This window comes from Salmonella sp. 741265116_PST (genome assembly GCF_046567715.1).
Classification (GTDB): Bacteria; Pseudomonadota; Gammaproteobacteria; order Enterobacterales; family Enterobacteriaceae; genus Salmonella; species Salmonella enterica.
Genome location: NZ_JBKFPH010000029.1, coordinates 1 through 26,832 on the forward strand (window position 1 = coordinate 1; position 26,832 = coordinate 26,832).

Annotated in this window: 24 protein-coding genes; all 24 read right to left on the reverse strand. The window is 48.1% G+C overall.

What is annotated here, in order from left to right; genetic code table 11:
- Nucleotides 1-182: 182 nt before the first annotated feature.
- Entirely contained in the window at nt 183-1,280 is a 1,098-nt protein-coding gene (locus ACLD11_RS17590; protein ID WP_411015182.1) for a glycosyltransferase family 4 protein, read from the reverse strand.
- A 28-nt stretch (nt 1,281-1,308) separates the two neighbouring features.
- Nucleotides 1,309-2,376 (reverse strand): glycosyltransferase family 4 protein, encoded by a 1,068-nt coding sequence (locus ACLD11_RS17595; protein ID WP_411015183.1) that lies wholly within the window; start codon nt 2,374-2,376, stop codon nt 1,309-1,311.
- The gene (locus ACLD11_RS17600; RefSeq protein WP_088523980.1) at nt 2,373-3,449 is read right to left on the reverse strand and encodes a glycosyltransferase family 4 protein; all 1,077 of its coding nucleotides are present in this window, start codon (nt 3,447-3,449) and stop codon (nt 2,373-2,375) included. Before ACLD11_RS17600 ends, ACLD11_RS17595 begins: the two co-directional genes overlap by 4 nt.
- A complete protein-coding gene (locus ACLD11_RS17605) occupies nt 3,446-4,444 on the reverse strand; it encodes a hypothetical protein (RefSeq protein WP_411015184.1) in 999 nt (332 codons plus the stop codon). The genes ACLD11_RS17600 and ACLD11_RS17605 overlap by 4 nt, the downstream gene beginning before the upstream one ends.
- A 144-nt stretch (nt 4,445-4,588) precedes the next feature.
- Nucleotides 4,589-5,404, reverse strand: coding sequence for a glycosyltransferase family A protein (locus tag ACLD11_RS17610; RefSeq protein WP_088523982.1), 816 nt, complete (start codon nt 5,402-5,404; stop codon nt 4,589-4,591).
- The gene (locus ACLD11_RS17615) at nt 5,397-6,632 is read right to left on the reverse strand and encodes an oligosaccharide flippase family protein (RefSeq protein ID WP_411015185.1); all 1,236 of its coding nucleotides are present in this window, start codon (nt 6,630-6,632) and stop codon (nt 5,397-5,399) included. The genes ACLD11_RS17610 and ACLD11_RS17615 overlap by 8 nt, the downstream gene beginning before the upstream one ends.
- A gap of 319 nt (nt 6,633-6,951) precedes the next feature.
- Complete coding sequence (galF, locus tag ACLD11_RS17620) at nt 6,952-7,845, reverse strand: GalU regulator GalF (protein ID WP_109273138.1); 894 nt, start codon at nt 7,843-7,845, stop codon at nt 6,952-6,954.
- Nucleotides 7,846-8,021: 176 nt separating this feature from the next.
- The gene (wcaM, locus tag ACLD11_RS17625) at nt 8,022-9,425 is read right to left on the reverse strand and encodes a colanic acid biosynthesis protein WcaM (protein ID WP_411015186.1); all 1,404 of its coding nucleotides are present in this window, start codon (nt 9,423-9,425) and stop codon (nt 8,022-8,024) included.
- A gap of 10 nt (nt 9,426-9,435) precedes the next feature.
- Complete coding sequence (gene wcaL / locus ACLD11_RS17630; RefSeq protein WP_411015187.1) at nt 9,436-10,656, reverse strand: colanic acid biosynthesis glycosyltransferase WcaL; 1,221 nt, start codon at nt 10,654-10,656, stop codon at nt 9,436-9,438.
- Nucleotides 10,653-11,933 (reverse strand): colanic acid biosynthesis pyruvyl transferase WcaK, encoded by a 1,281-nt coding sequence (wcaK, locus tag ACLD11_RS17635; RefSeq protein WP_411015188.1) that lies wholly within the window; start codon nt 11,931-11,933, stop codon nt 10,653-10,655. The genes wcaL and wcaK overlap by 4 nt, the downstream gene beginning before the upstream one ends.
- Before the next feature lie 21 nt (nt 11,934-11,954).
- Entirely contained in the window at nt 11,955-13,433 is a 1,479-nt protein-coding gene (gene wzxC / locus ACLD11_RS17640; protein ID WP_000058681.1) for a colanic acid undecaprenyl disphosphate flippase WzxC, read from the reverse strand.
- A 132-nt stretch (nt 13,434-13,565) separates the two neighbouring features.
- Complete coding sequence (gene wcaJ / locus ACLD11_RS17645) at nt 13,566-14,960, reverse strand: undecaprenyl-phosphate glucose phosphotransferase (protein ID WP_000183163.1); 1,395 nt, start codon at nt 14,958-14,960, stop codon at nt 13,566-13,568.
- A 53-nt stretch (nt 14,961-15,013) separates the two neighbouring features.
- Nucleotides 15,014-16,384, reverse strand: coding sequence for a colanic acid biosynthesis phosphomannomutase CpsG (gene cpsG, locus ACLD11_RS17650; RefSeq protein WP_411015189.1), 1,371 nt, complete (start codon nt 16,382-16,384; stop codon nt 15,014-15,016).
- Between the two features lie 110 nt (nt 16,385-16,494).
- Nucleotides 16,495-17,937 carry a mannose-1-phosphate guanyltransferase gene (gene cpsB / locus ACLD11_RS17655; protein ID WP_000605943.1) on the reverse strand — a complete coding sequence of 481 codons (1,443 nt, stop codon included), beginning with the start codon at nt 17,935-17,937 and terminating at the stop codon, nt 16,495-16,497.
- A complete protein-coding gene (gene wcaI, locus ACLD11_RS17660; RefSeq protein ID WP_023252071.1) occupies nt 17,934-19,157 on the reverse strand; it encodes a colanic acid biosynthesis fucosyltransferase WcaI in 1,224 nt (407 codons plus the stop codon). The genes cpsB and wcaI overlap by 4 nt, the downstream gene beginning before the upstream one ends.
- Nucleotides 19,154-19,627 (reverse strand): GDP-mannose mannosyl hydrolase, encoded by a 474-nt coding sequence (locus ACLD11_RS17665; protein WP_411015190.1) that lies wholly within the window; start codon nt 19,625-19,627, stop codon nt 19,154-19,156. The genes wcaI and ACLD11_RS17665 overlap by 4 nt, the downstream gene beginning before the upstream one ends.
- Before the next feature lie 2 nt (nt 19,628-19,629).
- Entirely contained in the window at nt 19,630-20,595 is a 966-nt protein-coding gene (locus tag ACLD11_RS17670) for a GDP-L-fucose synthase family protein (RefSeq protein WP_001041701.1), read from the reverse strand.
- A gap of 2 nt (nt 20,596-20,597) precedes the next feature.
- Nucleotides 20,598-21,719, reverse strand: a complete 1,122-nt coding sequence (gene gmd / locus ACLD11_RS17675) for a GDP-mannose 4,6-dehydratase (protein WP_000048160.1) — start codon at nt 21,717-21,719, stop codon at nt 20,598-20,600.
- Nucleotides 21,720-21,742: 23 nt separating this feature from the next.
- Nucleotides 21,743-22,297 (reverse strand): colanic acid biosynthesis acetyltransferase WcaF, encoded by a 555-nt coding sequence (wcaF, locus tag ACLD11_RS17680; RefSeq protein ID WP_411015191.1) that lies wholly within the window; start codon nt 22,295-22,297, stop codon nt 21,743-21,745.
- 15 nt (nt 22,298-22,312) lie between these two features.
- A complete protein-coding gene (gene wcaE / locus ACLD11_RS17685; protein ID WP_411015192.1) occupies nt 22,313-23,059 on the reverse strand; it encodes a colanic acid biosynthesis glycosyltransferase WcaE in 747 nt (248 codons plus the stop codon).
- Between the two features lie 12 nt (nt 23,060-23,071).
- Nucleotides 23,072-24,286: a colanic acid polymerase WcaD gene (wcaD, locus tag ACLD11_RS17690; RefSeq protein ID WP_000091392.1), complete on the reverse strand. Its 1,215-nt coding sequence runs from the start codon at nt 24,284-24,286 to the stop codon at nt 23,072-23,074.
- On the reverse strand, nt 24,261-25,478 hold the full coding sequence (gene wcaC, locus ACLD11_RS17695) for a colanic acid biosynthesis glycosyltransferase WcaC (protein WP_411015193.1): 1,218 nt from the start codon (nt 25,476-25,478) through the stop codon (nt 24,261-24,263). The genes wcaD and wcaC overlap by 26 nt, the downstream gene beginning before the upstream one ends.
- Nucleotides 25,475-25,963: a colanic acid biosynthesis acetyltransferase WcaB gene (wcaB, locus tag ACLD11_RS17700; protein WP_000888724.1), complete on the reverse strand. Its 489-nt coding sequence runs from the start codon at nt 25,961-25,963 to the stop codon at nt 25,475-25,477. Before wcaB ends, wcaC begins: the two co-directional genes overlap by 4 nt.
- Nucleotides 25,964-25,965: 2 nt before the next feature.
- A complete protein-coding gene (gene wcaA / locus ACLD11_RS17705; RefSeq protein ID WP_017442203.1) occupies nt 25,966-26,808 on the reverse strand; it encodes a colanic acid biosynthesis glycosyltransferase WcaA in 843 nt (280 codons plus the stop codon).
- Nucleotides 26,809-26,832 lie beyond the last annotated feature (24 nt).

A 26,832-nucleotide genomic window follows, 5' to 3' on the forward strand; every position in this document is an offset into this window, starting at 1 on the left:
ATTTTTAGACAGAAAATGCGAATTTATTAGTACAAAAAACATACTTTTGATGATCTTGCCCTGCTGACTCGCCCGTCACGACTGGAATCGTGAAGGCGCTCAAGTTCAGCTTTTTGTTGGTCAGTGATGAATATTTTCATGGTGAGCAGCATGATCTCCTGTTGCCGAAAAATCAAGCATCTTCAATGATCACGGGTATATACATTCTTTATTAAAGAATTTCGTTTTAGAAGAGTATACTTATCAAGTACTATTTGTCTATTTAGATTAGAATGTTCAACAAGAACATTTCTGTTATTATAATAATACTCTAAGAGTTCTGACAATCTCTTTGCATCTCCGCAGTCAAATAAATAACCATTATGCTTATCTTTTATTAAATCATTATTACCTGGTATATTCGTTACTACGCATGCTAAACCACAGCTCATGGCTTCAAGAATTGCCAATGGCATTCCTTCCCATAAAGATGGTAAAACAAAAACATCATACTCAGGAAGAATATTTTCTATGTCATCTCTCCATCCAAGAAACTTTATTTTATTTGTATACTTCTCAGCCTGTAATATTAGTACTGAACGGAGCTCACCATCCCCCACAAAGGAAAGCTCAATGTTAATATTTCTCTCCAATAAGTCAATTACAGCTTTTAATAAAGTGGATGGATCTTTTTGCACCCATAAACGCCCGACCATAATTACCTTTAATAATTTCGGACTATATTTATGACGTAACTCATCTGGAGTAAATTTACTGACATCTACTCCGTTGGGTATCAAATAAACATTCTTAGGTGCGTAATGTAGTTTTTGACAAGCAATCCTTCTATCTTTCTCGTTTAATACAATTAAAGCATCCGTAAAATATTTTACAATATACTCTAAGATGTAATATAAAAGATAAGCCCTTTTAGATTTTGCTGAAGGAAAAGAAAACCCATGAACTGTATGAATAACTCTTTTTATTCCTGCAATCTTAGCGGCTATTCTTCCTATCACTCCAGTTTTTGATGAGTGAGTATGCACTACATCAGCATTAGTCATTCTTAATATTTGATAAATTTTCTTAATCGCTTTTAAATCATTAATAATTGAGATCTCTCGACATAATTCTCTAACGCAAAAATATTGAATGTGTAGTTCTTTTAACTTTTGTGTTAATGGCCCTTCAGAAGAGCATATAATAATATGTTCATTATCTATATCATTTTCCACTTCATTAAGTGTAACTCTTTGGACACCACTTAACAGCGGAAGCAACTGTACATGTACTATTTTCATATATATTATTTCATTCAAATTAAAATAATTATGCTTGCTTTACAATTTTATTAATATAGTCTTCTGAGTATAATGTTTTATTAGAGAATGTTAATTTAGCGATCTCATGCATTTTTATCAATTTATTTTCATTGATTAATCGCTGGAAATCACTCGCTATTTTTTCTATATAAATATCATCATCCAAGCAAGAAATATCAAAAAGCACTCCGTTAACCCCATCTTCTATATAGTTTGGAATTTCACCTACAGCGGAAACCAATGCTATAAGGCCAGCTTGAAGTGCTGTTACTACTGACATAGCCATACCTTCATATAAACTTAGCTGCAAATAAATGTCGTATTTTTTTAAAACGTCATCAACCTCATTATATTTCAGAACACCTTTATACTTTACTTTTGAGGATAAACCAAATGACTCGATTGTAGATGTTATATTAGCTAGTTCTCCTTCATCTGGCCCATATATATCAAAATTAGCACAAACACCTAACTCATTTAGTTTTTTTACAAATCTAATACTATCTTTTAGATTTTTAGATTTATGGATCCTCCCAATATAAACCATATTAATATTTCTAATATCTAAACTAAATTGTTTAGGAGTGATTTTTGATGTTATGAAACTTAGAACCTCACCTTTTATATTTTCTTTTTTTTCAAAAAGTTGCTTTGTTTCATGTGAATCAAAATAGATAGCATCAAACTTTTTAACAGCTATTTTTGTTATTATTTTATCAAGAATATGAGAAAATTTTGTATTGTGAATTATAAAAGCAGTTTTAACTTCATCTCGTTTATTGTAAAACAACTGCCATACAAGACCAAATAATGCACTTTTCCATAGTGAAAAAACAACTAAATCAGGTTTATTATCTTTCATAAATTTTAGGAATCGTAAGAAACCCAACGGATTAAAAAATGATGAATTTAGACTCGTAATATCTATGTTTTCTTTATAATAATTGACATCATCCTTTTCTATAGAAACTATACGAAAGCAATAACCATGATTCAAAATATCATGAAATGAACTAAAAACTGCAGTTTCGACACCACCAACTTTAGCCTTTGGAATAACGTGAATAATATTCATAGTAAAACCTCATCCAGTACGCATAACCAACTATCTGTAAATCTCTCTACAGTAAATAATTTAGCTTGGGCTTTAGCATTACATGACATTTTTGTTCGAAGGTTACTATCCTGCATTAATTTACTTAACTTTTCAGAGTACTGAGCTATATCAAAACATGGAATCAAATATCCATTATTATTATTTAATATTTCAGCAGGACCATAATAGCAATTAAAAGAAAGTGAGGGTAATCCAAAAGATTGTGCCTCCAATAAAACTAAGCCAATACCTTCAAAACGTGAGGATAAGCAAAAAATATCAGCATTTTTGTAGTGTGACACAATGTCTGAAGTTGGTGATTCGAAAATGACCGAATCATGTATATTTAACTGTTCAGCTAATTCTTTTAAGCTGTTCAGTTCTTCTCCCCCGCCGACTATTTTTAAGCGCCATCCTTCTTTTTTAGTTATCCCTCCCCACGCTCTCAGTAATAGATCAAAACCTTTTTGCTTTGTCAATCGCCCAACAGCAAGGACTATTTGCTCATTTCGTTTTTTTTCATTATCTAAAATAGGATAGCTAGATGGATTATATATTACTTTAATTTTACTACTATTACAGATTTTTTTTCTAAGCCAAGCTTTTTTATCCCCTCGAGTAAGCACAATACATTTTTCGCAACAGAGCATTGCTAATAATCTACTTACATCTCTACTTTTAAGACCCAAGTTTGCTTTTATATTAAATTGCTCCCAACAAATATTTATACATTTGATACCAAATAAAGATGGAATAGAGTAAAGTGTTAGTATAGCATCGACATTAATAAGTACATCTATTCTATTCTGTTTAATTATTCTTCTTAAATTTTTAATTATAGATATTTTTTTACTTGCAACATTATTTTTGGAAGAAATGTTAACAACTTCAACAGAATTATTAATTTTAAAAAAAGGTGATATGCAGTCTTTTATTGTGAGAATAAAAACCTTATAGCCCTTCAGGCTTAGGTTATTTGCGGCTATTGAAGTAATACGCTCTGTACCGCCTGAGTTACTTAAATCATTTATAAAAAAACAAATCGTCTTCATACTTCTCTTCTATTGTGATATCTTACCGATATTTTATTAGTTATGACATATAGTAAAACCAAGAAAAAATAAAAAAATATATAGTTTGGGATAGTGATTTTTATAAAAGAAAGAATTATCAGTATTTTCTTCTCGAAAGAAATCCTCATATTCAATACAAATAAAAAAACAGTTATAGATAACATAAGACCAATAGGAATACCAAAGATAACACATAAATTCCCAAATAAAGTTAGGTCATAAAGAGCCTGATAATATGGGGGAGCTTTATCACTATAACCAACCAACCCATATCCAAGCAAAAATAAAGACTCATTATTAAACAGATTATCAATGACCATAATTTTTATATTATTACTAACATCCCCGCCCTGCAGAAAAAGTTCTATTCTTTTTAAAAGAAAATCCCATAAAATAAAAATAATTGCAATTGAAAGGGATACAAAAAAGACTATTCTAGAAATTTTAATTCGATATAAATTTGTTATAGCCAAATAAATAATGACCAAAAAAATTCCTAAAGTAGATAAAGTACATAATATACTTATTAACCCTATGTATGTTATTGTATTATTTTTCCCAGTCATGAGATACAATAGTATCAATAGTGAAATCATTATCCCGGAATAAATTGAGGGTTCAGCAGTCAAGCCGGAAGCTCTTAAACCTACTTCGTTTAGTATTCTTGATTCCTGACCACCAATAATTAATGAGTAATCAACTATAATATGAAATAGATAAAATGCTATAAACTGTATAAATAAAAATGTAGAATATAACAATATCCATCTTCTTATTATTTTTATTAAAACTATCAGTGGTATTTTTTGTATAAATGGAATAAGCAGCGTAAAAACCATAATCCAATAAATTAATCTGGCAGTATAACTCCATAGTAAATCAGGATAAGGAGTATAAGTCTCCTGAATTACGGTAATAATAATTATTATTAATGATAGAAAAGATGCTACGAAAAAAAATTTTAATGGAAACACTCCACCTCTTATTAGACACATTAGTACAATACATGGCAGAATATACAATTGCAAGCCATAAACTACTACAAAGGAAGGTAGGTCTATAGTACATACAGCTAATAATGTCATTAATAATATATTATTTATTATCATATTAATATCTTATTTATTTCTTATGAAAATATAATATAAACATTGAAGGTACCGTATTAAATTCTTTAAGTAAAAAACAGGGTTTTTATAAACTACTTTTAAAGGAACTGTACGTAATATTATTTCACGAGCCTTCTTATGCCCATGTATATGCTGAGAAAAACTTACCTTACTTAATCTAAGATGGCAATGTTTATCATAAAACTTAGTCAATGGTACTGGGATATATATATATTTATATAACGGGGCGCTTGCTGCATAAAACCATATTTCAGGAACAAATTTTATCGTTTCATCTACTGGATATAAATAATTAATTAATTTTTTAGGGTCAAATATATCAGATCTTTCTCCAAGCTGTCTGCTAAATAATTCATCGTACCATGATTTTTTTTCAATTCGCTCTAAATTATACAGACTATCAGGTCTATTTGTAGATTGTCGAATTGCTAAGCATCTGAGCCCAATAACGTCACTTTCTTTAAGGAGATAAAAATATGAAGACACATGTGATATACAATTTTCAAGAAGAATATCATCAGAATCTAAGCACAAGAAGGCATCGTACTCTTGTGCTAAGCTTACAGCTTTATTCCATGCCCCTTGTTTTCCTGCATTTTTCTGATAGTGGTACACTATTTTTATTTGATCTTGACAAATAAATTTCTCAATTAAGGTTCTAGTATTATCAGTAGAACCATCATCGATAACGAGCCACGTTAATTTTTTATAATTTTGGTTAACTATACTTTCATAGCAACGAGTTAGAGTATGGGCGCGGTTGTATGTTGGAGTAAAAATAATTATATGACTAATATCAGACACTTCTAATTTTCCTCATAAAAAGAAAAAAGGTAATTAATGACATCAAAAAATAATTTATATTATATACAAAGTATAGATTTTTACTATGAAAAATATCAAAAAACAAATAATATATTATAGTTAAAATAATCACTCCTCCTGCCCATTTAATAAAAAGAAGTTTACTTGTTCTTTCTCTAAATAAATATTGCATTAATACATTATCTATACAAAAAAATATTAAAGCTGGCAACATTTTCACAGTTAATAAAGCAGCATTACTATAACCACTACCAAAGATAAAAATAACTATTTTAGGTAACAATAATTGCCCTAATAACGCAATAATTATACTCATTATTACAAGGCAAAACATCAAATACACTAAATTCCTTATAATTTCATCTCTCGGGAGTTTTTTATAAATATAAATCGGTGCAATAGATTGCAATACCATTCTTATTAGCATAAAAGCTTGCTCCATCAATTGGATTGCAATCCCATATATCGCAAGTACCTCAAATGAAAAATATTTCTCTACATAAAATCTATCAAGCCGTAAATATACATACATTAATATTAATGACGGCCAAAAGTATAATCCTCGGAGAAATATTTTCTTCAAAACCTGTAGATCTATGCGAAAAATAAAAGATTTTTTATACCATAAAAATATCAAAAAACATGTAAGCAGTATAAATTCAATTACCCTCGACCATGCAATCATATCAGATGATAGCAAGTTAACCCAAAAAATGATAAATACAACACGCCCTAATAGCGATAACATTCTAACGAACGCAATCGATTTGATATTAACTATAGACTGATAATAGTTTATTATTATCGAAAATGGTTCGTTAAATATAATTATGATAGCAACTATATAGGTAATTTTTTTGAGAAATGGATCACTAATAAAAAAATAAGTATATATATTAACTAATGCATAAGCAACCATTGCTAATAGCATCCTAATCACAAACGCAGATGTAATAATTTCACTTATAATCTTCTTATTTCGTGAAAGCGCAGGAATAGTGATCTCTGCTCCAGCTATTAAGGCAACTGAAGATATAAGTGTAACTAAATTCAAAGCATATATCCATTGACCGTATTGCTCAACAGAAAGCGCTCTCGTAATAATTCCTTCTGAATAGAAAACTAAGCTGAGCGTAATTAGTTTTTCAAATATAAGCCATGATATATTTCTATAAACGGGCCCAAAAACTTTTTCAATTCTTTTCATGTGTGTAAAGTGTACCACGCTACCGCCCCTGGCTCATCAGCTACCAGTGCACTGCGTACATATCGACTTGTTACAAACCTCGCCCATACAGGGCAAAGCTCACTAAAACTTAAACGCCAATTGTCTTATCAATTGCCGTTAGAAACAAGGATAAATCTTATAAAATCAGCATTAAAATGCTCCAGATAACCCCTTGTTACTTAAGCCCTTTATACAAAACTAAAACGGCAGTCAACACTCGTTTCAGCCGACTTGCCGCTTCGAATGTTCACTGCCGTTATTATGTTTATCACCAACCATTTATCACGGTTGTTAATACTTATTCATGCAAAAGCTGCTCTATGCTCTTACGGAACTTCGTCCCTTCTTTCAGGTTACGGAGCCCGTACTTCACAAATGCCTGCATGTAGCCCATTTTTTTACCGCAGTCATAGCTATCGCCCGTCATTAGCATCGCGTCAACCGACTGTTTTTTCGCCAGCTCAGCAATGGCATCGGTGAGCTGGATACGGCCCCAGGCGCCCGGTTCGGTTCTTTCCAGTTCCGCCCAGATGTCGGCTGAAAGCACATAACGGCCTACCGCCATCAAATCGGAATCCAGCGTCTGCGGCTGATCCGGTTTTTCGATAAACTCCACAATCCGGCTGACTTTGCCTTCATTATCCAGAGGTTCTTTCGTCTGGATAACGGAATACTCCGATAAATCACCTTTCATGCGCTTCGCCAGCACCTGGCTGCGACCCGTTTCATTGAAACGCGCCACCATCGCCGCAAGGTTATAGCGCAGCGGATCGGCGGTAGCATCATCAATAATAATATCCGGGAGTACCACAATGAAAGGGTTATCGCCCACGACCGGACGCGCGCACAGAATAGAGTGCCCCAGCCCTAACGGCTGCGCCTGGCGAACGTTCATGATAGTCACGCCCGGTGGGCAGATAGATTGCACTTCCGCCAGAAGCTGGCGCTTAACGCGCTGCTCAAGAAGTGATTCAAGTTCATAAGAGGTGTCGAAGTGGTTCTCAACGGCGTTTTTAGACGCGTGAGTCACCAGCACGATTTCTTTGATCCCTGCAGCCACAATCTCATCGACAATGTACTGAATCATCGGTTTGTCGACGATCGGTAGCATCTCTTTTGGGATTGCCTTGGTGGCAGGCAACATGTGCATACCCAACCCCGCTACCGGTATAACTGCTTTCAAATTCATCATTGTTTCATCCACCTGTAAAATGGTTGCTGAATTATAGCTCTTTAGCTTGTTTTCGCCAGCATGAATTACTCTGCTGCCAGGATAATGATGGCACGCCCTGCATTACGTCTTAGTCGGTACCATAACATTAAGTATGAACAACTTTTTCCCAGGAATTTTCGTAAAAATAGCGGCGTTTACCCTCCCCGCTTCGGCAGCGGAAAATTCACTGCTTCAACATTCACGATTTGGTGATTAATCCTGTCGATGTCCACGGAACTCTGCCCGTTTTCATTGATGGCATGAACATTAGCGAGGGAAAGCAGCGTGTCCTGGCGGGCCATAAATTGCCCGCGGACATCTTTACGCAAATCGAAGTGTATTTTTAACGCCGGGCCAATCGCTGAGGTTTGCATCACGTTGATATTACGCAGAAACAGGTGCTGCGGTTGATTATGCAGTTCCAGCGTAGCACGCGTCATCCGTACGTTGGTGATGGCGACAAAAGAGGGGGAGTTACCGGAGGAGATTTGAATGCCGCGTAATTTATAAGCAACCTGACGATTATCCAACCGAATGGCGTTTAATTTAAAGTTTTGCGGAATTGACAGGTATTTTCCTTTAACGACGCCATAGCCGATGAGCATCCCAGCACTATTCGTCATATCAATATTATCAATGACGAAATTATCACAGCCATAAATTGCGATCGTTGCGTTATCAATACCCGCCTTTTTACTGAAATCGGGCGTGATGTTTTTGGCTTTGACATTGCGAATGATGAAATGTTTGCCATTTTCTACGTGTACCAGCTGGCGGCAATCAGATCCGGTAATATTGGCCACCACAAAGTTTTTTACTGCCTGGTCTTCAGGATAACTATTGTCATAGGTGCTACCCGCCAGCCCGATGCCGATTCCCCAGTTGATTTTGCCATTGGTACAATCAATGCGTTCGATGACATGATCGGAAATCAGGATGTCGCGGTCGTGAATCGCGACATTCCACTCAATGGCGTCCCCCTGTAAATCGCTAAAGCGGCTATGCGTAATCCTCGCGCCGTCCATTTGGTTATGAAATCCCTGGCGGAGAATGGCGTAGTTGGCGTGGGTAACGGTGATGTCATCGATAATGAGATTACGCATCACCTGCGGTTCCTTACCGCCGATGAAAATTTGCGCGACGGGGCCAAAGCCGCTCATCGTCACGCCTTTAATCACACAGTCCGACCCGCGAACATCCAGCGTCACATTGTGCAGACTGCCGCCCTGCTCCCCCACCACCTGACACCCGTCCTGCAAAATAAACCGTCCCCGGCCATTCCCACGCACCGCGCCCTGTACCCGCAGCGTTTTTCCCGCCGGAATCGTTATCGCCGCATTGATATTTTCACACACCCATCCTGGCGGTACGACCACGGTCTGCCCGTCGCCGAAGGCCTGTTTGAACGAGGCGATACCGTCATCCGCCGGATAATCCTTAATATCGACGGTCTGGCGAGGTTCACGCGCCTGTAGCGGCAAGGCGCGTAGAAAAGGGAGAACAGCAAGCGCGGAACCTGCCGTCAGGAGGATACGTCGGGAGAATTTAGTCGTGGGCATACCACCTCGTTTATATCGTTTGTAGCAGGCTGGCTAACTGGCGATTAATCACCTGCTGGTTAAAATCTTGCGCCACTTTTTCACGGGCGCGCGTGATCACCGACTCCAGCGTGTCGTGGTCAATCCGGCTGAACTCAGCGAGTCGGGCCGCCAGCGCCTGCGCATCGTTTTCCGGCACCAGCCAGCCGGATTTGCCGGCCTCCACCAGTTCCGGAATACCGCTATGCACGGTAGACACCACGGGAATCCCTACCGCCATTGCCTCCATCAGCGCCACCGGAATACCTTCCATATCGCCATCCGTACCGGTAATCGACGGCAGCAAAAAAACATCGGCGTCATCCAGCATCGCCTTCACTTCATGGCTCGGTTTAAACCCCGGCATCTCAATGACATCGTCTAGCTGATACTGCTCAATGAGCGTGCGCAGCCGACGTTCCCACGGGCCAATCCCCAGAATGCGGTAGCGAAACGCCACGCCCTGCGCTTTCAGTTGCCGACAGGCTTCAATCGCCACATGCAGGCCTTTTTTCTCGGTCAGGCGCGCGACGGAAATCATCTCCAGCGGCATCCCTGGCGCTTTCACCGGACGATGGGTAAAACGCGTCATGTCGACGCCCATGCGCGAAACGGCAATCTTTTCCGGCGGGCAGCCCATACTTTTCAGACGACCGGCCCACAGATCGCTGATGGGCAGCATCAGATCGCCACGACGAAACAACTGCTGATACTCCGGCGTGTAATGACTGAGCACTTCGCGGCTGGAGATATCAATCCCGTGGAAAATAGTCACGATTTTGCCGCGAAGCACGCCCAGTTCGCGTAGTTTGGCCGCCGTCACGCCCGCCGGACCAAAGTGTGCGATGAACACATCCGCCACAAAAGGCTGGCCCACCTGCGCGCAAATCGCGGAAAGGATCAAATTGCGTGATTCATCGCCATAGCGGGTAAAATTGAGCGCTTTCCAGGTCGCCGCCCGATGCAGCCCCGGCAGCGTTTTACATGCCCGGTAGCGCAGTTTCGCCAGCCGTCCCTGGGGCTCATCCTGTAACCAGCGGGTTTTCGCCGCCAGGCCATACTTCTCCCAGGCGGCGTGAGTATGTTGGGTATCGCCTTTTTGTAACGCGACAATCTCCACCTCATGGCCCATATCAATAAACGCAGTAATCTGATTCAGCACAAAGGTTTCCGATGAGAGTGGAAATTTCAGCAGAAAAAAGCTGACTTTCATTGTTCCTCCCGAATTCTGTCGAGAACGGATTTGATCATCGTGAACCCTTTCGCTCGCTCCTCGGTAACGGTGTTAGCCACTTTTGCCTTTAGCGCAGGCAATTGACTGAGCGTATCGGCCACCACGCTTTGTAATGAACCGTTCAGCAAGTGACGGATATCGATAGCCAATTCCGCCAGGCCTAGCTGCTGCATAATCCCGGCGGATTTATGCTCATAATTAATGGCGATGGCGGGCGTGCCAAAATTCATGGAGATAATGGCGGAATGCAGGCGCGTCCCGATGGTCAGTACGCAGGATGCGAGGATCTTTCCGATTTCCACGTCATTGAGTTCGTCCATCGCGATATGGAAATGCTCTGAGTCGTTTACATACTTCGCCATCCGTAACGCAACCATCCGGTCATCGCGGTTATAGCGATCAATACTGGTGCAGGTCGACAGCGCCAGTACCTGATAACCGTCCGCAATCAGGCGATTCACGACCTGGGCAAATGCCTGCTCATAGGCCTGCTGAGTGGTGCCCAGGCGTTTATCAAACGGCTCCAGATCGCGCAACGTAATCGCGACGGTTTTGCGGCGCGCGGTGACGTCCAGCCAGTGCTGCACAGCATAACTGGCAACAAACTCGTCGTGACGGCGTTCGACTAACCAGGCAGTATCCACCCCCTGCTCCACTTTCCGGGTATCGATCTGCGCGGCGGTCATCAGATCGCGGCTGACGGTTTCACGCAGGATCAGCGCACTGGTGCGTCCAAAAACATAATTGGCGAGCTGGTTAAAGTCAGGATTCTGGAAAGGGCCGACGCTATGTCCCACCATATAAATTGGTTTGTTCGCCATAAACGCGCACAGCGGATATTCAAAGTGAGTCAAACCGTATAAGTCGACATAGTTTGAACCGCCCACCTGAATGACGGCGTCATACTGCGCAATAAATTGTGCGAATTCGGCAAATTCCGGCGCGATAGCAAAATTACGCAGCGATCCTTCCTGGGCGACTTTAGACAATAAAATTTTATGCTGAAAACGACGACGTAATACTTTTTTCACCCGACCGTTAAGCCCTGCCGCCGCCTGCTGTTTCTGGCTTAACTGATACAGCGGGTCGGCAATAATCGGGCGCCCCTGCAACCAGGCGGAACTCACCGGGAAACGGCTCATCACATCCATCTCCGCCTCTGGCGCCTGTTGACGGATGGCATCAAGCAAACCGCGCATAATGGCGCTATCACCACGGTTGCCGCATGTGTGGTTGCCTAAAATTAATAATTTCATAAATAGCCTCTTATATCCCCGTCATCCGACACGTAATAACTTTTTCAGTTTTGCACTACCAACAAGCTGATTTTTTATTTCCATCACCAGCGCATTGCGTGAAAAAATAATCATTAAAATAAAACTCAAAATACCGACCATAACCTGTAGTGCGAATACCCCTGACAACGGTAAATAGCCGTCGACCAACTTTCCTGCGCCGTAGCTGGTAATAAATGTTGGCAATGAGAGATAAAACGGTAGCCACAGGCTGAGAATATACTGACGATAGCTGGAGCCGAGTACCGGCTTAATCATCACGAAATAGCTCAGAATGGTGTTGATGATTTGCACCACCAGGAACCCCAGCGTCACGCCAATCGCCCCCGCCAGATGGCCGCCAATGAGAATTGCCGGGATAAACAGAAACGTTTTAAAGACGTTGAACTTAAAGCTGATATCCACGCGCGCTTTCGCCATCAGCAGCGAACCAATCGGGTTGCCGACCGAGCGCAGCAGCCCCACCACGCACAGCAATTGCAGGATCGGGATAATGCTGTTCCACTTCTCGCCAAACACTAACGGCACAAAATTGTTCGCCACTACCATCAGGCCCAACAGCGCGGGAAAATTGATAATTCCCACCACGGAAAGCAACTTATAGAAGTTGACGCGCAGCTTCTCGGTATCGTCCTGGATTTTGGCGAATGCCGGAAATAGCACGCGAGTAATGATGGGGTTAAGCTTCGCTGGCGGCACAACCGCCACGTTGTACGCGAGGTTATATCCCCCGGCGACGCTTGCGCCGAGAATTCTCGCCAGTACCAGCGTCGATAAATTCGTGTTGATGTAATTGACGATACTGTCCGCCGTCAGCCACGCGCCAAAACGCAGGTTCGTGGACACCGATGCCAGCGAAAAATGCAGCCCCGGACGGTAAATCTTGCGGCCGAAGTAACCAAACAGCAGCGTTCGCACCGCACTGTTCACCAGATAGCCGAGAATCGCGGTTAACGCCAGCGGCCAGTAATGGGCGCTAATCACCGTAAAGGTGAACCCCGCCAGCACGGAGGTCGTTTCGATCATGCCGATCTTATTGAACTCCAGCTCTTTTTGCATCAGCGCGCGGAACTGCTGCCCGTGAGGGATCACGATAAACGCCAGCGACAACGTTTTGATTAACGGCGCGAGATCCGGGTTATGCAAAACATGGGCAATCGCATCGCTCAGCCAAAAGACCACCGCAAATACCACAATCCCAAGCCCAACGTTTAGCCAGTAGAGCGTGGTCAGCTCCAGATGCCCAATCGTTTTACGCTGGATAATCGAGTTCGCGATGCCAAAGTCCGAGATCGTGTCGGCCAGCGCGATAATCACCAGCGAGACGGTCAACAGGCCAAACTGGTGGTTGTCGATGATCCGCGCCAGCACCGTCATCTGAATTAACCCCAGACCGATAATCACTATCGTGGCGATAGCCGACCATTTAGCGCCACTGATCGTTTTTTGTCGTAAACTCATTCTTTTCTCCAGAACCTGTTCACAAGGCATCATTGGCGCAGCCAGATTGAACAGGGGCAGCGCGGAAAAACCGGAGCGTACACGCTGCCCTGGTGCAATATGGCAAGTAAAATAGCCTTGTGGGTCAGGTTCTTAATACGCCGCTTTATTAACAAACCCTTTAAAAATCGTCAGAAAAACGATTTTGATATCGAACCAAATACTCCATTCGCGGATGTATTCCAGGTCGAATTCCACGCGTTTTTCCATTTTCTCCAGCGTATCGGTCTCACCGCGCCAGCCATTAATTTGCGCCCAGCCGGTGATGCCCGGCTTCATCTTGTGGCGTAGCATGTAACCTTCAATCAACTGACGATACTGTTCGTTATGCGCCACCGCGTGCGGGCGAGGACCGACGATGGACATCCCGCCGGTTAATACATTGATAAACTGCGGCAATTCATCCAGCGAGGTACGACGCAAAAAGTTACCTACCCGGGTGACGCGTGGATCGTTTTGTGTCGCCTGGGTAACGACCTTATCGTTTTCCATCACCTTCATTGAGCGGAACTTCCAGACCTTGATCGGCTTGCCGTCCATCCCGTAGCGCGTCTGACGGAAAATCACCGGCCCGGGCGAGCTCAATTTGACCGCCAGCGCAATGCAGCACAGTACCGGTGAGATGAGCAGCAGAATCAGCGACGCCAGCACGATATCTTCTGCCCGTTTAAGCAGACGGTTAATCCCTGATAGCGGCGTGTCATACAGCGGAACGACCGGAACGCCGCTCATCTCCTCCACGCGCGAGTGGAGAATATTAAAGGTGAACACATCGGGAATAAGGATCACCGAGCAGGTGGTGTCGGCCAGCTCGCGCACCAATTTTTTCACCATGGCGCCGTCGCTCATTGACATGGCGATATAAACATTGTGAATTCGCGAGGCTTTCGCATCGTCAATTAACTGCTCGAAGTTCCCGGCCCAGTCAGCAGAGACGCCGCCCGGTTTGGGATCGTGATAGACGCCCACCACCTCAAAACCCAGCCACGGCTCATTACGGAAGCTATCCAGCAACGCCTGGCCCGCAGGCAAATCTCCGGCGACGGCGACCCGGCGAGTGTTATAACCACGATTGCGTAGCCAGCCCGCGCCGAAACGAATAAATGAACGGCATAACACTAAGCCCAGGCTGGACAGCGCATACCAGGCCAGCCAGGTGGCGAGGCGGTTGTCAAAGTCATCATTAAACGCCACCAGACCGGCGCTGAAGATCAGGCTCAGCGTCCAGTTTTGCAGTAACAGCGTTAACTCTGTCGACATTTTGACGCCGCGCCAGGAGCGATAAAAATCGGTCATCCCGCCCAGCATTTGAAAAACAACCAGCGTAATCAGCGCCACCAACAGGTGCATGTACAGGAATGGCAGTCCACTGACTTCACAGATGAACCACAGCCCGCCAAACATGATGGTGATATCTGAAAAGCGTTGCACCATAGAGATTAACGATGCATTGGTTTTGGCTCGTTCGCGCTTTTTTAGATTTGTCATCGTTGTTCCTGTGATTGGCCCCTTACCCGCAGGCGGTAAGGGGAGATCTGACGTTACTGATTCAGCAGCGCCAGCAGAGTGCGTATTCGCGCTTCCATCAGCGGAATATCGCCGCGTGATTCCACATTCAGGCGCACCACCGGTTCGGTGTTTGACGAGCGCAGGTTGAAACGCCAGTCGGTGAACGACATGCTGAGGCCGTCCGTGCGGTCCACCGCCTGCGCCTCTTCCGCGAAGTGCGCTTCCACCCGCGCGATGGCCGCCGCCGGCTCCGCCAGCCTGCTGTTGATTTCCCCGCTCGCCGGGAACGCCGCCATCCGGTCGCGGACCAGTTCACCCAGCGACTGCCCCTTCAGGCACACCAGCTCCGCCACCAGCAACCACGGGATCATCCCGCTGTCGCAGTAGGCAAAATCACGGAAATAGTGATGCGCGCTCATTTCCCCGCCATAAATGGCATCCTCCGTACGCATCCGCTCCTTGATAAAGGCGTGCCCGGTTTTTGACATCACCGGCGTCCCGCCCGCCGCCGTCACCACTGCCTCCGTGTTCCAGGTCAGGCGCGGGTCGTGGATAATCTTCGCCCCCGGGTGTTTTTCCAGAAACGCTTCCGCCAGCAGCCCGACGATGTAGTACCCCTCGATAAACTGCCCTTTCTCATCGAACAGGAAGCAGCGGTCGAAGTCGCCGTCAAAGGCGATGCCCATGTCCGCCCCGTGTTCAATAACGGCCTTGCGGGTGTCGTCGCGACACTCCGGCAGCAACGGGTTGGGAATGCCGTTCGGGAAGGTGCCGTCCGGGGTGTTGTGGATTTTGATGAACTCCACCGGCGCGCCCAGCGCCTTCAGGCGCGCTTCGATGGCGTCAATGACCGGCCCCGCCGCGCCGTTGCCGGAATTCACCACCAGCTTCAGCGGGGTGAGATTGTTAACACTGATATAGCCCAGCAGGTGGTCGATGTAGGCGTCGCGCAGGCTGATTTGTCTGTAGCTGCCGCGCGCGGCCTCGTTCACCGGCGGGAAATCGCCCGCTTCCGCCAGACGCTGAACGTCGCGCAGACCGGTGTCGCCGCTTATCGGGCGGGCGCCCTCGCGCACCAGCTTCATACCGTTGTAGTCCATCGGATTATGGCTGGCGGTCACTTCAATACCGCCGTCCACGCCGAGGTGGAAGGTGGCGAAGTAAATCTCTTCGGTGCCGGACATACCGATATCCAGCACGTCAACGCCCGCGTCCTGTAACCCTTTCGCCAGCGCCAGCTTCAGCGCCTCGCTGGTCAGGCGCACGTCGCCGCCCAGCACGATGGTTTTCGGTTTTAAATATTCGCCGCAGGCGCGGCCAATCCGCCACGCGATATCTTCATTGAGCTCTTCGCCCAGCCTGCCGCGAATGTCGTAGGCCTTGAAACAGGTTAATTTTGTCATGTTCTTACCCTTCTTCAGGCAACAGTTAGCCCTGACCGTAAATGGCCAACATCGTTATTGTTGTTCATTGCCGGATGGCGCGTTGCGCTTACCGGGCATAATTGCAGGCGTCAGACCCGCCCGTAACGGTCCTCGAACCGCACCACGTCGTCCTCTTCGAGATACGAGCCGGAACGCACTTCAATTAAATCGAGCGGTATTTTTCCCGGATTTTCCAGGCAGTGGGTCGCCCCCAGCGGAATATAGATGGACTCGTTTTCACCGAGCAGCTTAACCTCGCCGTTGATGGTGACTCTGGCGGTCCCCGCCACCACCACCCAGTGCTCGGCGCGGTGATGGTGCATCTGCACCGACAGTCCTTCCCCCGGCTTGACGGTAATACGCTTCACCTGATAGCGCTCGCCCGCGTCGATGGAGTCGTATTTGCCCCACGGACGGTAAACCTCGCGGTGCATGTGGTGCTCATGGCGTCCGTCGGCCTTGATCTTCTCCACCACCTTTTTCACGTCCTGCACCGCGTGGCGATCGGCAATCAGCACGGCGTCTTTGGTCTGCACCACCACCAGATCCTTCACGCCGACGGTGGTCACCAGGCCGGATTCGGCGTAAACGTAGCTGTTTTCCGTTTTATGGCTGATGACGTCGCCGTGGTGGACGTTTCCCTCCGGGGTGTGGGCGCTGATTTCCCACAGCGAGGACCACGAGCCGACATCGCTCCAGCCCGCGTCCATTGGCATCACCACCGCGTCCGCCGTCCGCTCCATCACCGCGTAGTCAATGGACTCTTCCGGACAGGCGAGGAAGGCCTCTTCATCCACGCGAATGAAGTCAAGATCCGGATCGACGCCGCGCATCGCCTGTTCACAGGCGGCCAGAATATCGGGGCGGAACTTTTTCAGCTCTTCCAGATAGCGTCCGGCGCGGAACAGAAACATGCCGCTGTTCCAGTAGTAATCGCCGCTGGCGACGTAGGCCTGGGCGGTTTCCAGCCCCGGCTTCTCAACGAACTGCGCCACCTCAAAAGCCACCGCATCCGTCGCGCCCGGCACGACATCACCGCGCCGGATATAGCCATAGCCGGTTTCCGGCAGATCCGGCACGATACCGAAGGTCACCAGTTTGCCCGCGTCGGCATAGGGCATGGCGTCGCGCACCGCGTCGCGGAAGGCCTCTTCATTGGCGATCGCATGATCCGCCGCCAGTACCAGCATCAGCGGATCGCAGTCCGTATGCTGGCGCGTCGCCGCCAGCGCCGCCAGCGCAATCGCCGGCGCGGTATTGCGCCCGGCGGGCTCAAGAATAATGTTCTCCGTCAGCTTATTGAGCTGGCGGAGTTGTTCGGCAACGATAAAACGGTGCTGTTCGTTGCAGATAACCACCGGGCTTTCGCACTCCACGCCGTTCAGACGGCAAATGGTGGTTTGCAGCATGGTGAGATCGCCTTTCAGGCACAGAAACTGTTTTGGATAAAGCACGCGAGAAAGCGGCCACAATCGGCTACCGGAGCCACCGGCCATCACAACCGGGTAAAGTTTTGTCTGACGCATTATCATCCCCGAATATCTGCAATAAATTGGCGTAGCACGTTCTCTTTATTGAGCGTGCGTTCGGCGTATTCACGTGCCGTCGTGTTGTTTTTCGGCATGGCGAGCGCCTGGCTAATCCCGTTAACCAGCGCGTCGGTCGACTCCGGTTCCACGCAAACGGCGATGCCCGGATAGCGCGCGCAAAGTTGTCCTAATTCGGTGTGCGGCTCAGCGGTAATCACCGCATTACCGCCGACCGCCAGAATGTTAGTCAGCTTGGAGGGCAGTACCGCATCCGCCGCGCCGCGCTTTTGCACCACCAGATGGCAGTCGCCCATTTTCAGCAGCGCGGGTAAGGCGTCGTAAGGCTGCAGCGGGAGGAATTTAATATTTGGCAGGCCGCGTTCGCGGGCCATGTTCTCCAGCCGCGCCTTGCCGCCCCCCTGGCCGACAATCGCGAAAATCAGCGGTCGATCGCGTAATCGTTCCGCGGCGTCTATCACCTTTTCCAGCCCTTGCTTTTCGCCGATATTGCCGGAATAGAGCACGATTTTTTTACCCTCTGGCAAGCCAAGCTGCTGACGCAAAGCCGTCACGTCAGCGTCATTAACGTCCTGAAAGCGCGCCACTTCCGACCAGTTCGGAAAAAAGAGGATTTTTTCCGCCGCGACGCCCTTTTCCCGCGCTTTATTCATCATGGAGCGAGAGATGGTCGAAACATTATCAACGCTACGCAGCGCGCTACGTTCAAAGGCCGTTGCTAACCGCGCTACGCTGCCGCGCTTACCTTTTCCCGCCATTCCTAAGCCGAGCATGGCATCCACTTCGTAATCCTGAATATGCAGTACGGTACGCGCGCCGGAGAGTGTCGCCAGCAGACGCATTCCCGGCGTACAAAAGAGCGTCGGTACAACGCCGATAATCCGATCCGGCTTCCAGCGACGCTGCGCCATCAGTGGGAAAAAACTGCTCAATGCAAAGCTCCCCAGATGAAGCAACCGTTTTAAGGTGGAGGGCTGTTTCGGCACATACAGCGGGCAGCGCCAGACGGTAGCCTCGCCCTCTTCCCGGCGATAGCGCCAGGCGGAATAGCGCTCGCCGACCTTCCACTGCGGGTAGTACGGCGGCGCAGTAATGACCCGCACCTCATGGCCTTCCCGCGCCATCCACGCCACCATTTCGCCGGTATATTTGCCGATACCGGTCAGTTCCGGCGAATAGTTAATGCCATAGACCAGGATCTTCATAGGCCCACCGCCGGCGCGTCAGGAAAGAAGTAGGCCCGACTGTTCTCATGAACATTATCGCTTGCCAGAAGCTTTTCCGGCGACAGCCAGCGGTAACTGCCATGTTGCGCGTCAGGCAGGCGTAAATCGCTCTCTGCCACGTGCAGACGAAAGCCGAGCACGATGTAGTGAGTTGAAAAATCCTCACCGGAAAAGTTGTCGTCATAGAAGTGCTGCCAGACGCCATAAAACGTCCCTGCCGCCAGCGGCAGACGCACGCCCAGTTCCGCCTGCGTCAGCCGTGCAAAGGCGGCCTCCAGCGTTTCGTCTTTGCACACCCGCCCCCCCGGCACAAACCAGTAGCCCTGCGCCGGACGGTTGAGACGCTGGCCCAGTAAAATTTCCCCCTGGCCGTTTTCCACGATGAAATCGAGGGAGATGAGGGGCGTCGCCCGCACCACGGCGGCGAAATCTTCCTGACGTAAAAACATTGTCACCCCCGGAACCGTTGCTGATTCTCAAGGAACCACTGGTAAGTACCGGCAAGCCCTGCCTCCAGTGAAATTTCGTGATACCAGCCAAGCTGATGCAGGCGCGTGACGTCGAGCAATTTACGCGGCGTGCCGTCCGGCTTCGCGGCGTCGAACACCACCCGGCCCTGGTAACCCACCACCTTTGCGATAGTCTGCGCCAGCTCGCGGATGGTGCAGTCCACGCCGGTGCCGACGTTAATGTGCGACAGCATCGGGGCGGTGTTCTCCTGCCACACTTCGCGCGCCAGCTCCATCACGTGAATACTGGCCGCCGCCATATCGTCAACGTGCAGAAATTCGCGCATCGGCGTGCCGCTGCCCCACACTACCACCTCCGGCGCGTGGCTCTGCGCGGCCTCATGAAAGCGGCGCAGCAGCGCCGGGATCACATGTGAATTGTCCGGATGGAAATTGTCATGCGGGCCGTACAGGTTGGTCGGCATCACCGAACGGTAGTCGCGACCGTACTGGCGGTTGTAGGACTCGCACAGTTTAATCCCGGCGATCTTGGCGATGGCATACGGCTCGTTAGTCGGCTCCAGCGTTCCCTGCAGCAGCTCGCTTTCCGCCATCGGCTGCCTTGCCAGTTTCGGATAGATACAGGACGAACCGAGAAACAGCAGTTTGTTCACGTTGTGCAGGTGCGCGGCGTGAATAATGTTGCTCTCTATCATCATGTTTTCATAGATAAAATCCGCCGGATACGTGTTGTTGGCGACAATGCCGCCCACTTTCGCCGCCGCCAGATAAACCTGGTCGATACCCGCCCCGGCAAAGAACGCCTGTACCGCACGCCCGTCGAGCAGATCCAGCTCATCGCGGGTGCGAAGTACCAGTTCCACGTCGCCGCGCTGCGCAAGCTGCCGTACAATGGCGGAACCCACCATCCCGCGATGGCCCGCCACAAAAATTCGTTGCTTGTTCATTCTCAGGACTCCAGCGCGATGGCCACCTCGTAACCGTGAGATTTCAGCAGTGAGTGTTTTTTCGCGGCCTCCAGATCGTTCGCCACCATCTCGGAGACCATCTCCGACAGGGTGATTTCCGGTTTCCAGCCCAGTTTCTCATGCGCTTTGGACGGGTCGCCCAGCAGGGTTTCCACTTCCGCCGGACGGAAATAACGCGGATCAACGGCCACAATCACATCCCCCGGTTTCACGCCCGGCGCATCGTGTCCGGTAACGGATACCACGATCCCTTTCTCATTAATGCCTTCGCCTTCAAAGCGCAGTTTTATCCCCAGTTGCGCCGCCGCCAGCTCCACAAACTGGCGTACGGAATACTGCACGCCGGTGGCAATCACGAAATCTTCCGGCTGCTCCTGCTGTAACATCATCCACTGCATCCGTACGTAATCTTTCGCATGGCCCCAGTCGCGCAGCGAATCCATGTTGCCGAGATACAGGCAGGACTCCAGTCCCTGGGCGATATTGGCGATGGCGCGGGTGATCTTACGGGTGACGAAGGTTTCGCCACGACGCGGGGACTCGTGGTTAAACAGAATGCCGTTACAGGCGTAAATGCCGTAGGATTCACGGTAGTTGACGGTGATCCAGTAGGCGTACAGTTTCGCCACAGCATAGGGGGAACGCGGGTAGAACGGCGTGGTCTCTTTCTGCGGAATTTCCTGCACCAGACCGTACAGTTCAGAGGTGGAGGCCTGGTAGAACCGCGTTTTCTTTTCAAGACCGAGGAAGCGAATCGCCTCCAGCAGGCGCAGCGTGCCCATCGCATCCACATCGGCGGTATATTCCGGCGACTCAAACGACACCGCCACGTGGCTCATTGCGCCCAGGTTGTAGACCTCATCCGGCTGCACTTCCTGTAAAATGCGGGTCAGGTTGGAGGCGTCGGTCAGGTCGCCATAATGCAGATGAAATTTCGGGTTGCAGCTGTGCGGATCCTGATAAATATGGTCCACGCGCTCGGTATTAAACGATGACGCGCGGCGCTTGATACCATGCACCTCATACCCTTTTTCCAGCAGAAATTCTGCCAGGTAAGACCCATCCTGTCCGGTTACGCCAGTAATGAGAGCGACTTTTGACATTTTCATTTCCTCAAATAGTCCCGTTAGGGAGTAACTTTCTGAACGCGCTGGCGCGTTAGCACTGCGGGATTGCCCCGACAAATCGCATTTGCCGGTAATGATTTAAATACGCTGCTGCGCGCGCCGACGACGGTGCCATGACCTATCGTCACGCCGGGCGCGACAAAAACATCGGTTGCCAGCCAACATTTTTCGCCAATAACAATCGGCGCGGCGTTAATATCGAAATGGGCGCTGGTATAATCATGGCTACCGGTACACAAATACCCTTTTTGTGAAATAACCGCATGTGCGCCAATATTAATTTCACCCAACGTATATAACACCGCGTCGTCGCCTACCCAGGCATAATCGCCGACGGTTAATTTCCATGGATAGGTAATTTTTACTGACGGTCGAATAACCACATTCTTTCCAATTTTGGCGCCAAACAGACGCAGCAAAAAGGCTCGCCAGCGATACAATATTTGCGGCGACCCGGCGAATAATGTCGCCTGTACCGCCCACCATAATTGTACTTTTAGCGCATTAGCGCCGCGGAACCCCTTCGGCACCGTAAAGCCGCTAAGATCCTGCATAATAACTCCCGGTGATTAGACTTTGTTATACCGCGCTTTTGTTTTACCCGTCGTTTTCAGACGTAATAAATAGGATAATTGCGCCCAAAACCCTGGCACACGTAATATTTTTCGCTGTACATTTTTTGCATCCTGACATAATTCCAGATTATTCGAGGTTGACACGCCGCCCATCGAAAATTCAGATACCAGTACGTTAATTCGCCGAAAAGGATAGCCTGCTTTATAGAGACGGGCCGCCAGCGCATAATCTGAAGAGACATGATATTGCAGATCATAAGGATACTTTTTTAACGCTGCCGTCGGGAAAAATATTGCCTGATGGCTGGCTGGCAAACTATGGTAGATATAATACCCGGGTTTAGCCTTCCGGCGTATTTTATGCCCGCCGCCGAAATCCAGCAGCGCGTCGCCAATATACATCGCCTCGCCCTTTTGCCGCGCCAGTTGGCGGACAAACAGCGCGGCATCATCATGGAACGCATCACCGGAATTAAGAAACAGGGTATAGCGCCCCTGCGCCAGCGCAATGCCTTTGTTCATGGCATCATAAATACCGCGATCCTTTTCACTGATAAAACGCAGGTTAAACTCACCGTGACGTTTTTGCAGAAATTCGCGCGTGCCGTCCTCCGAACCGCCGTCCACTACGATCCATTCAAATGACAGACCCGGATCGCGTGCCAGATTGCGCAGCGAGCGCCAGGTTTTTACCACCCCTTCGTAATTGCGAAAGGCGACGGTAACGACGCTTAAAAACATGCCACCACCCCGTTATGAAATTTTTAACGCCTTGCGCAAAATGAACGGACAGACGATTAAAAAAGCATATTCCGGGCTAAATATTGAACCGGTAAAAAACAGCGACACCGGCGTAAAAAGATAGAGCTGCACCCGAAAATTACGATTATCGCCAAACGCATTTAGCGCCATTTTTAAAACTTTCCCCATATACCACAGCGTCATTAGCACTGCGAACCAGGAAAAATAAATAATCAGCAGATACAATCCATTGTCTATGGTTTTCCCGACATCCGCACCGTTAAAGATTCCGAATGATGCGACATATTCATAAAGTGAGCCAAATCTGACTACACCATCAATATGGGTCAAGGAATATCCGACCATGACTAAGGGGCCCACAATACGATAATAAGAAGATGAGCCTTCCGTCCCTAAATCGCCAAGTCGTGTCGCGATATAAGGAAATGCAATAATTACCCCAACCAAAAACAGGGTTAATGAGACCAGCGCCAGTGGAAGTTTTTTCTTTATCGCATCCTTATTCAAATATTGGAACGCCCACTCCAGAAGATAAAACAGGATAAAGGTCATTACCCCTGAAAATGATCCTGATAATATTATCCCTGCCAGAATCATAGCATCGCTTTTCGGTGTTTTGATACCAAACTGTTTGATGCTCAGCCAAATTGAGATTAGTGCCAAAGCGAAAAATGCCGGTTCAAAATACAGCGCAGTGGTACGCTTACCGCCAAATTTTATGAAGTTCAGTACGTAGCTATTACTGTAAATGAGATATTTCGAAATTCCTTCCATAATACTGCTGCCGCCGGTAAGGATAATTTGCGCCATCTCAACCGCGGCGAGCGCGACCACTATACCCACCACCAGATAAAAAAAACGCAAAATCTTTCGGTGGTTATGCGCGGAAATGGTTTTGAATCGGATACTCCAGACCATCCCGATAATGACCACAATATAGACAAACAGCATCGTGGACGTGACATATTTACCGGCATTCAGCGACTGGCCGAACAGGAAGTTAAATGCCGTAAGCCCTGCGCCGATGCCTAAGGCGATCATCAATTTTTTTACGCTAATGCGTTCCACAAATAACAGCAGCAACAGCGGTAAAAAAGTGACGATGGTAATGGGAAAGCTTTCCCCCAGTTGGGCAATCTTGACATTGACCAGTAGGTAGATCAGCGGCAGCAGCAGATAGCTACAGATTCTGATAGAACGAGACATACTCCTCCAGCATCTGTTGACCGCTGTACGCGACGCGGCTACGCATACGAAAGGCGTCCAGCGTTGAGCCGAATACCGCCTGAGCAATCTCTGGCTTACGCCGCTGCGCCAGGCGCAGTACATCTGTAGCGGCAAAAGTCTGGCCGCCGGATTTCGCCAGCACCTCCTGCGCCGCCTCGCTGTGGGTAGCGAGCACCGGTACGCCGATCGAGAGCGCTTCACACAAGATCAGCGGATAGTTATCGACCCGCGAGCTAAAGACCAGCGCATCCATCTCATTGAGCGCGCTCATTAATTTGCGCTTATCGGTTTCAAAACCGTGATTAACAACGTTTTGGCCAGTAAAAGGCGAAAATTTACCGAAGGTATGCAGTTCAATTTTTTCGCCCAGCGCCATCATGTCGTGTACCAGACGCTGGTCAGTTTTGCCGTCATAACGCAAGTCATGCGCCACAATGGCAATTCGCGGTTTTCCCGGATTCAGCGGCACAGGTGATAGCTGCGCGAGAATCGCCTCAGTCGCCAGATCGATACCGTTGTTAATAATCTGGCAGCGCCCCGCGCCATAAACGCTGTTAAAGGCCTCGGCCACGTGCTGGCTCGGCGAAATAAACTGGCAGCCCAGCCGCAGCATGTCACGAAAGCGCTGACGTTTGCCGTCAATAAGCTGGTGCGCCCGATCCACCCTGACCGGCGGATAATTGCTTAGGGTCGGGCATTTTTGGCAGCCGCTTTTCCAGCCCTCGCAACCGTCGGTGAAGGCGCAACGCCCGGTGACGCTCCAGTGATCGTGCAGCGTCCAGACCAACGTGACGTCTGGTTTTTGCGCTTTGACTTTTTCGCAAAACGTCACGATGTCCGCCAGGTTTAGCCAGTAACTGTGGAGAACATGAAAATGCAGCACCAGCGGGCCGGATGTCTGGATAACCGTGCGGTAAAGATTGTCGAGATTGCCAAACAGATCGCGATTCAGGAAACGAAACAGCGCGATATTAGCGATTGCCGTGCCGCGCGGCGTCTGTTTTATCACCTGCGGATAACGGTGGTGGCTGACGCTTTTTTTTCCGCCTTTGCCATAACCATAGACAAAACGTGACGTCAGCCCTTTTTGCAATGCCCGCAGATGGAGATCCAACGCCACTCCCGCCGCGCCGCCTTCCGCCAGCCGTACATTAAATTGCAGAATATTCATGTGCTGACCTTTACCCGTGCTTTTTCCCCCACCACCAGCGCATGGTCCGGAATACTGTCAAGCACCACGCTACCCGCGCCAATCGTGACGTGATTACCGATAGTAATATCGCCAAGCAGGATGACATTCGCTCCCAGCTCAACGCCGTGACCAATCACCGGACAAGCCAGGCTGTCCGCGCCGCGATTGCCAATGGTGACGCCGTGGCGAATGGTAAAATCGTCGCCGGCGACGACATGTTTGTTAATCACTACCGCGTAACCATGATGGATAGTGAACCGCCGACCAATGGTCGCGGCGGCCTGGATTTCATACCCGAACAGGCATTCCGTGATCACGCGATACAGCACCAGCACCGGCGCGGCCCACAGATTATTCAGCACATTCTTTTTGCGCCAGACGGAACAAAAATGAGCGATACGGTAGGCCAGCACCATGCAACAGGGGCGTAAGCTCCAGCTATTCGCGCGTAAGTCTTCCAGCATCGTTATCGCCCCCGCAGCCCGGCCGCCAGGCGTTTGCTGTTACGCACGGAGAGCAACGTCAGCAACGTGCGCCAGGTCATTCGCTTATTGCGAATTTGGTACAGGGTAAAAAGCTGGTATTTTTTGCTGGCGCGATCGAATTTATCTTTGTGCTTACGATAAAAATGGAAATAGCCGGAGAACTTTTTCGGCGAAGAGGTAATCTGCATCTCGCCGTGGTTGATATGTAAAATTTGCGTCGCCTCTTCGACTTTCCACGGTTCGCCATACTCCACCACCATGCGCAGAAAAATGTCGTAATCCTGCGCCGCCTTGAGTTCGGTATCGAACAAACACGCTTTAAAGCGCCAGGCCCAGGTAAAAACCTGATTGCCAATAATATTGCGCTTGTAGAACAAGCGGCGCGAATAAGGGGATTTCGGATACAGCGGCAGGCTGGCAGGCTGAGAGTAGACCTCGCCCTCACACACATAGTCGTTGGCATACAAAAAGGCGTGCGTAGTCAACTGGTGTTTATGGGCCAGAAACACGCTCAGACGGTTGGGCGTCCATTCATCGTCATCATCAATACCGGTAATGTAGTGCCCTTGCGCCTGCATAATGGCCTGGTTGCGAACCGCGCAGGCGCCGGTATTCCTGGCGTTATGAGTATAACGGACGCGCGGGTCGTTCAGCTCCTCAACAAATTGTTGTAGCTGCTGATAAGATGAGGAGCAATCATCCACGATGATCATCTCCCAGTGACGGTAGTCCTGACGTAGTACTGATTTAATCGCCCGGATAGCCAACTGCTGCCTGTTCCAGGTTGGCATATAAATTGAGATCAGCGGAGTTTCTGTTGTCATGCTTATTCCCCAGATAGTTTTGCC

Bases quoted from the DNA above. Each gene is read 5' to 3' on its own strand.
- ACLD11_RS17600 (WP_088523980.1), bottom strand. From the start codon at position 3,449: ATGAAGACGATTTGTTTTTTTATAAATGATTTAAGTAACTCAGGCGGT.
- ACLD11_RS17670 (WP_001041701.1), bottom strand. From the start codon at position 20,595: ATGAACAAGCAACGAATTTTTGTGGCGGGCCATCGCGGGATGGTGGGT.
- galF (WP_109273138.1), bottom strand. From the start codon at position 7,845: ATGATGAATTTGAAAGCAGTTATACCGGTAGCGGGGTTGGGTATGCAC.
- wcaI (WP_023252071.1), bottom strand. From the start codon at position 19,157: ATGAAGATCCTGGTCTATGGCATTAACTATTCGCCGGAACTGACCGGT.
- wcaC (WP_411015193.1), bottom strand. From the start codon at position 25,478: ATGAATATTCTGCAATTTAATGTACGGCTGGCGGAAGGCGGCGCGGCG.
- cpsG (WP_411015189.1), bottom strand. From the start codon at position 16,384: ATGACAAAATTAACCTGTTTCAAGGCCTACGACATTCGCGGCAGGCTG.
- wcaJ (WP_000183163.1), bottom strand. From the start codon at position 14,960: ATGACAAATCTAAAAAAGCGCGAACGAGCCAAAACCAATGCATCGTTA.
- ACLD11_RS17615 (WP_411015185.1), bottom strand. From the start codon at position 6,632: ATGAAAAGAATTGAAAAAGTTTTTGGGCCCGTTTATAGAAATATATCA.
- cpsB (WP_000605943.1), bottom strand. From the start codon at position 17,937: ATGATAATGCGTCAGACAAAACTTTACCCGGTTGTGATGGCCGGTGGC.
- wcaK (WP_411015188.1), bottom strand. From the start codon at position 11,933: ATGAAATTATTAATTTTAGGCAACCACACATGCGGCAACCGTGGTGAT.
- wcaL (WP_411015187.1), bottom strand. From the start codon at position 10,656: ATGAAAGTCAGCTTTTTTCTGCTGAAATTTCCACTCTCATCGGAAACC.
- ACLD11_RS17665 (WP_411015190.1), bottom strand. From the start codon at position 19,627: ATGTTTTTACGTCAGGAAGATTTCGCCGCCGTGGTGCGGGCGACGCCC.
- gmd (WP_000048160.1), bottom strand. From the start codon at position 21,719: ATGTCAAAAGTCGCTCTCATTACTGGCGTAACCGGACAGGATGGGTCT.
- wcaD (WP_000091392.1), bottom strand. From the start codon at position 24,286: ATGTCTCGTTCTATCAGAATCTGTAGCTATCTGCTGCTGCCGCTGATC.
- wcaM (WP_411015186.1), bottom strand. From the start codon at position 9,425: ATGCCCACGACTAAATTCTCCCGACGTATCCTCCTGACGGCAGGTTCC.
- wcaB (WP_000888724.1), bottom strand. From the start codon at position 25,963: ATGCTGGAAGACTTACGCGCGAATAGCTGGAGCTTACGCCCCTGTTGC.
- wcaA (WP_017442203.1), bottom strand. From the start codon at position 26,808: ATGACAACAGAAACTCCGCTGATCTCAATTTATATGCCAACCTGGAAC.
- wcaE (WP_411015192.1), bottom strand. From the start codon at position 23,059: ATGTTTTTAAGCGTCGTTACCGTCGCCTTTCGCAATTACGAAGGGGTG.
- ACLD11_RS17590 (WP_411015182.1), bottom strand. From the start codon at position 1,280: ATGAAAATAGTACATGTACAGTTGCTTCCGCTGTTAAGTGGTGTCCAA.
- ACLD11_RS17595 (WP_411015183.1), bottom strand. From the start codon at position 2,376: ATGAATATTATTCACGTTATTCCAAAGGCTAAAGTTGGTGGTGTCGAA.
- wcaF (WP_411015191.1), bottom strand. From the start codon at position 22,297: ATGCAGGATCTTAGCGGCTTTACGGTGCCGAAGGGGTTCCGCGGCGCT.
- wzxC (WP_000058681.1), bottom strand. From the start codon at position 13,433: ATGAGTTTACGACAAAAAACGATCAGTGGCGCTAAATGGTCGGCTATC.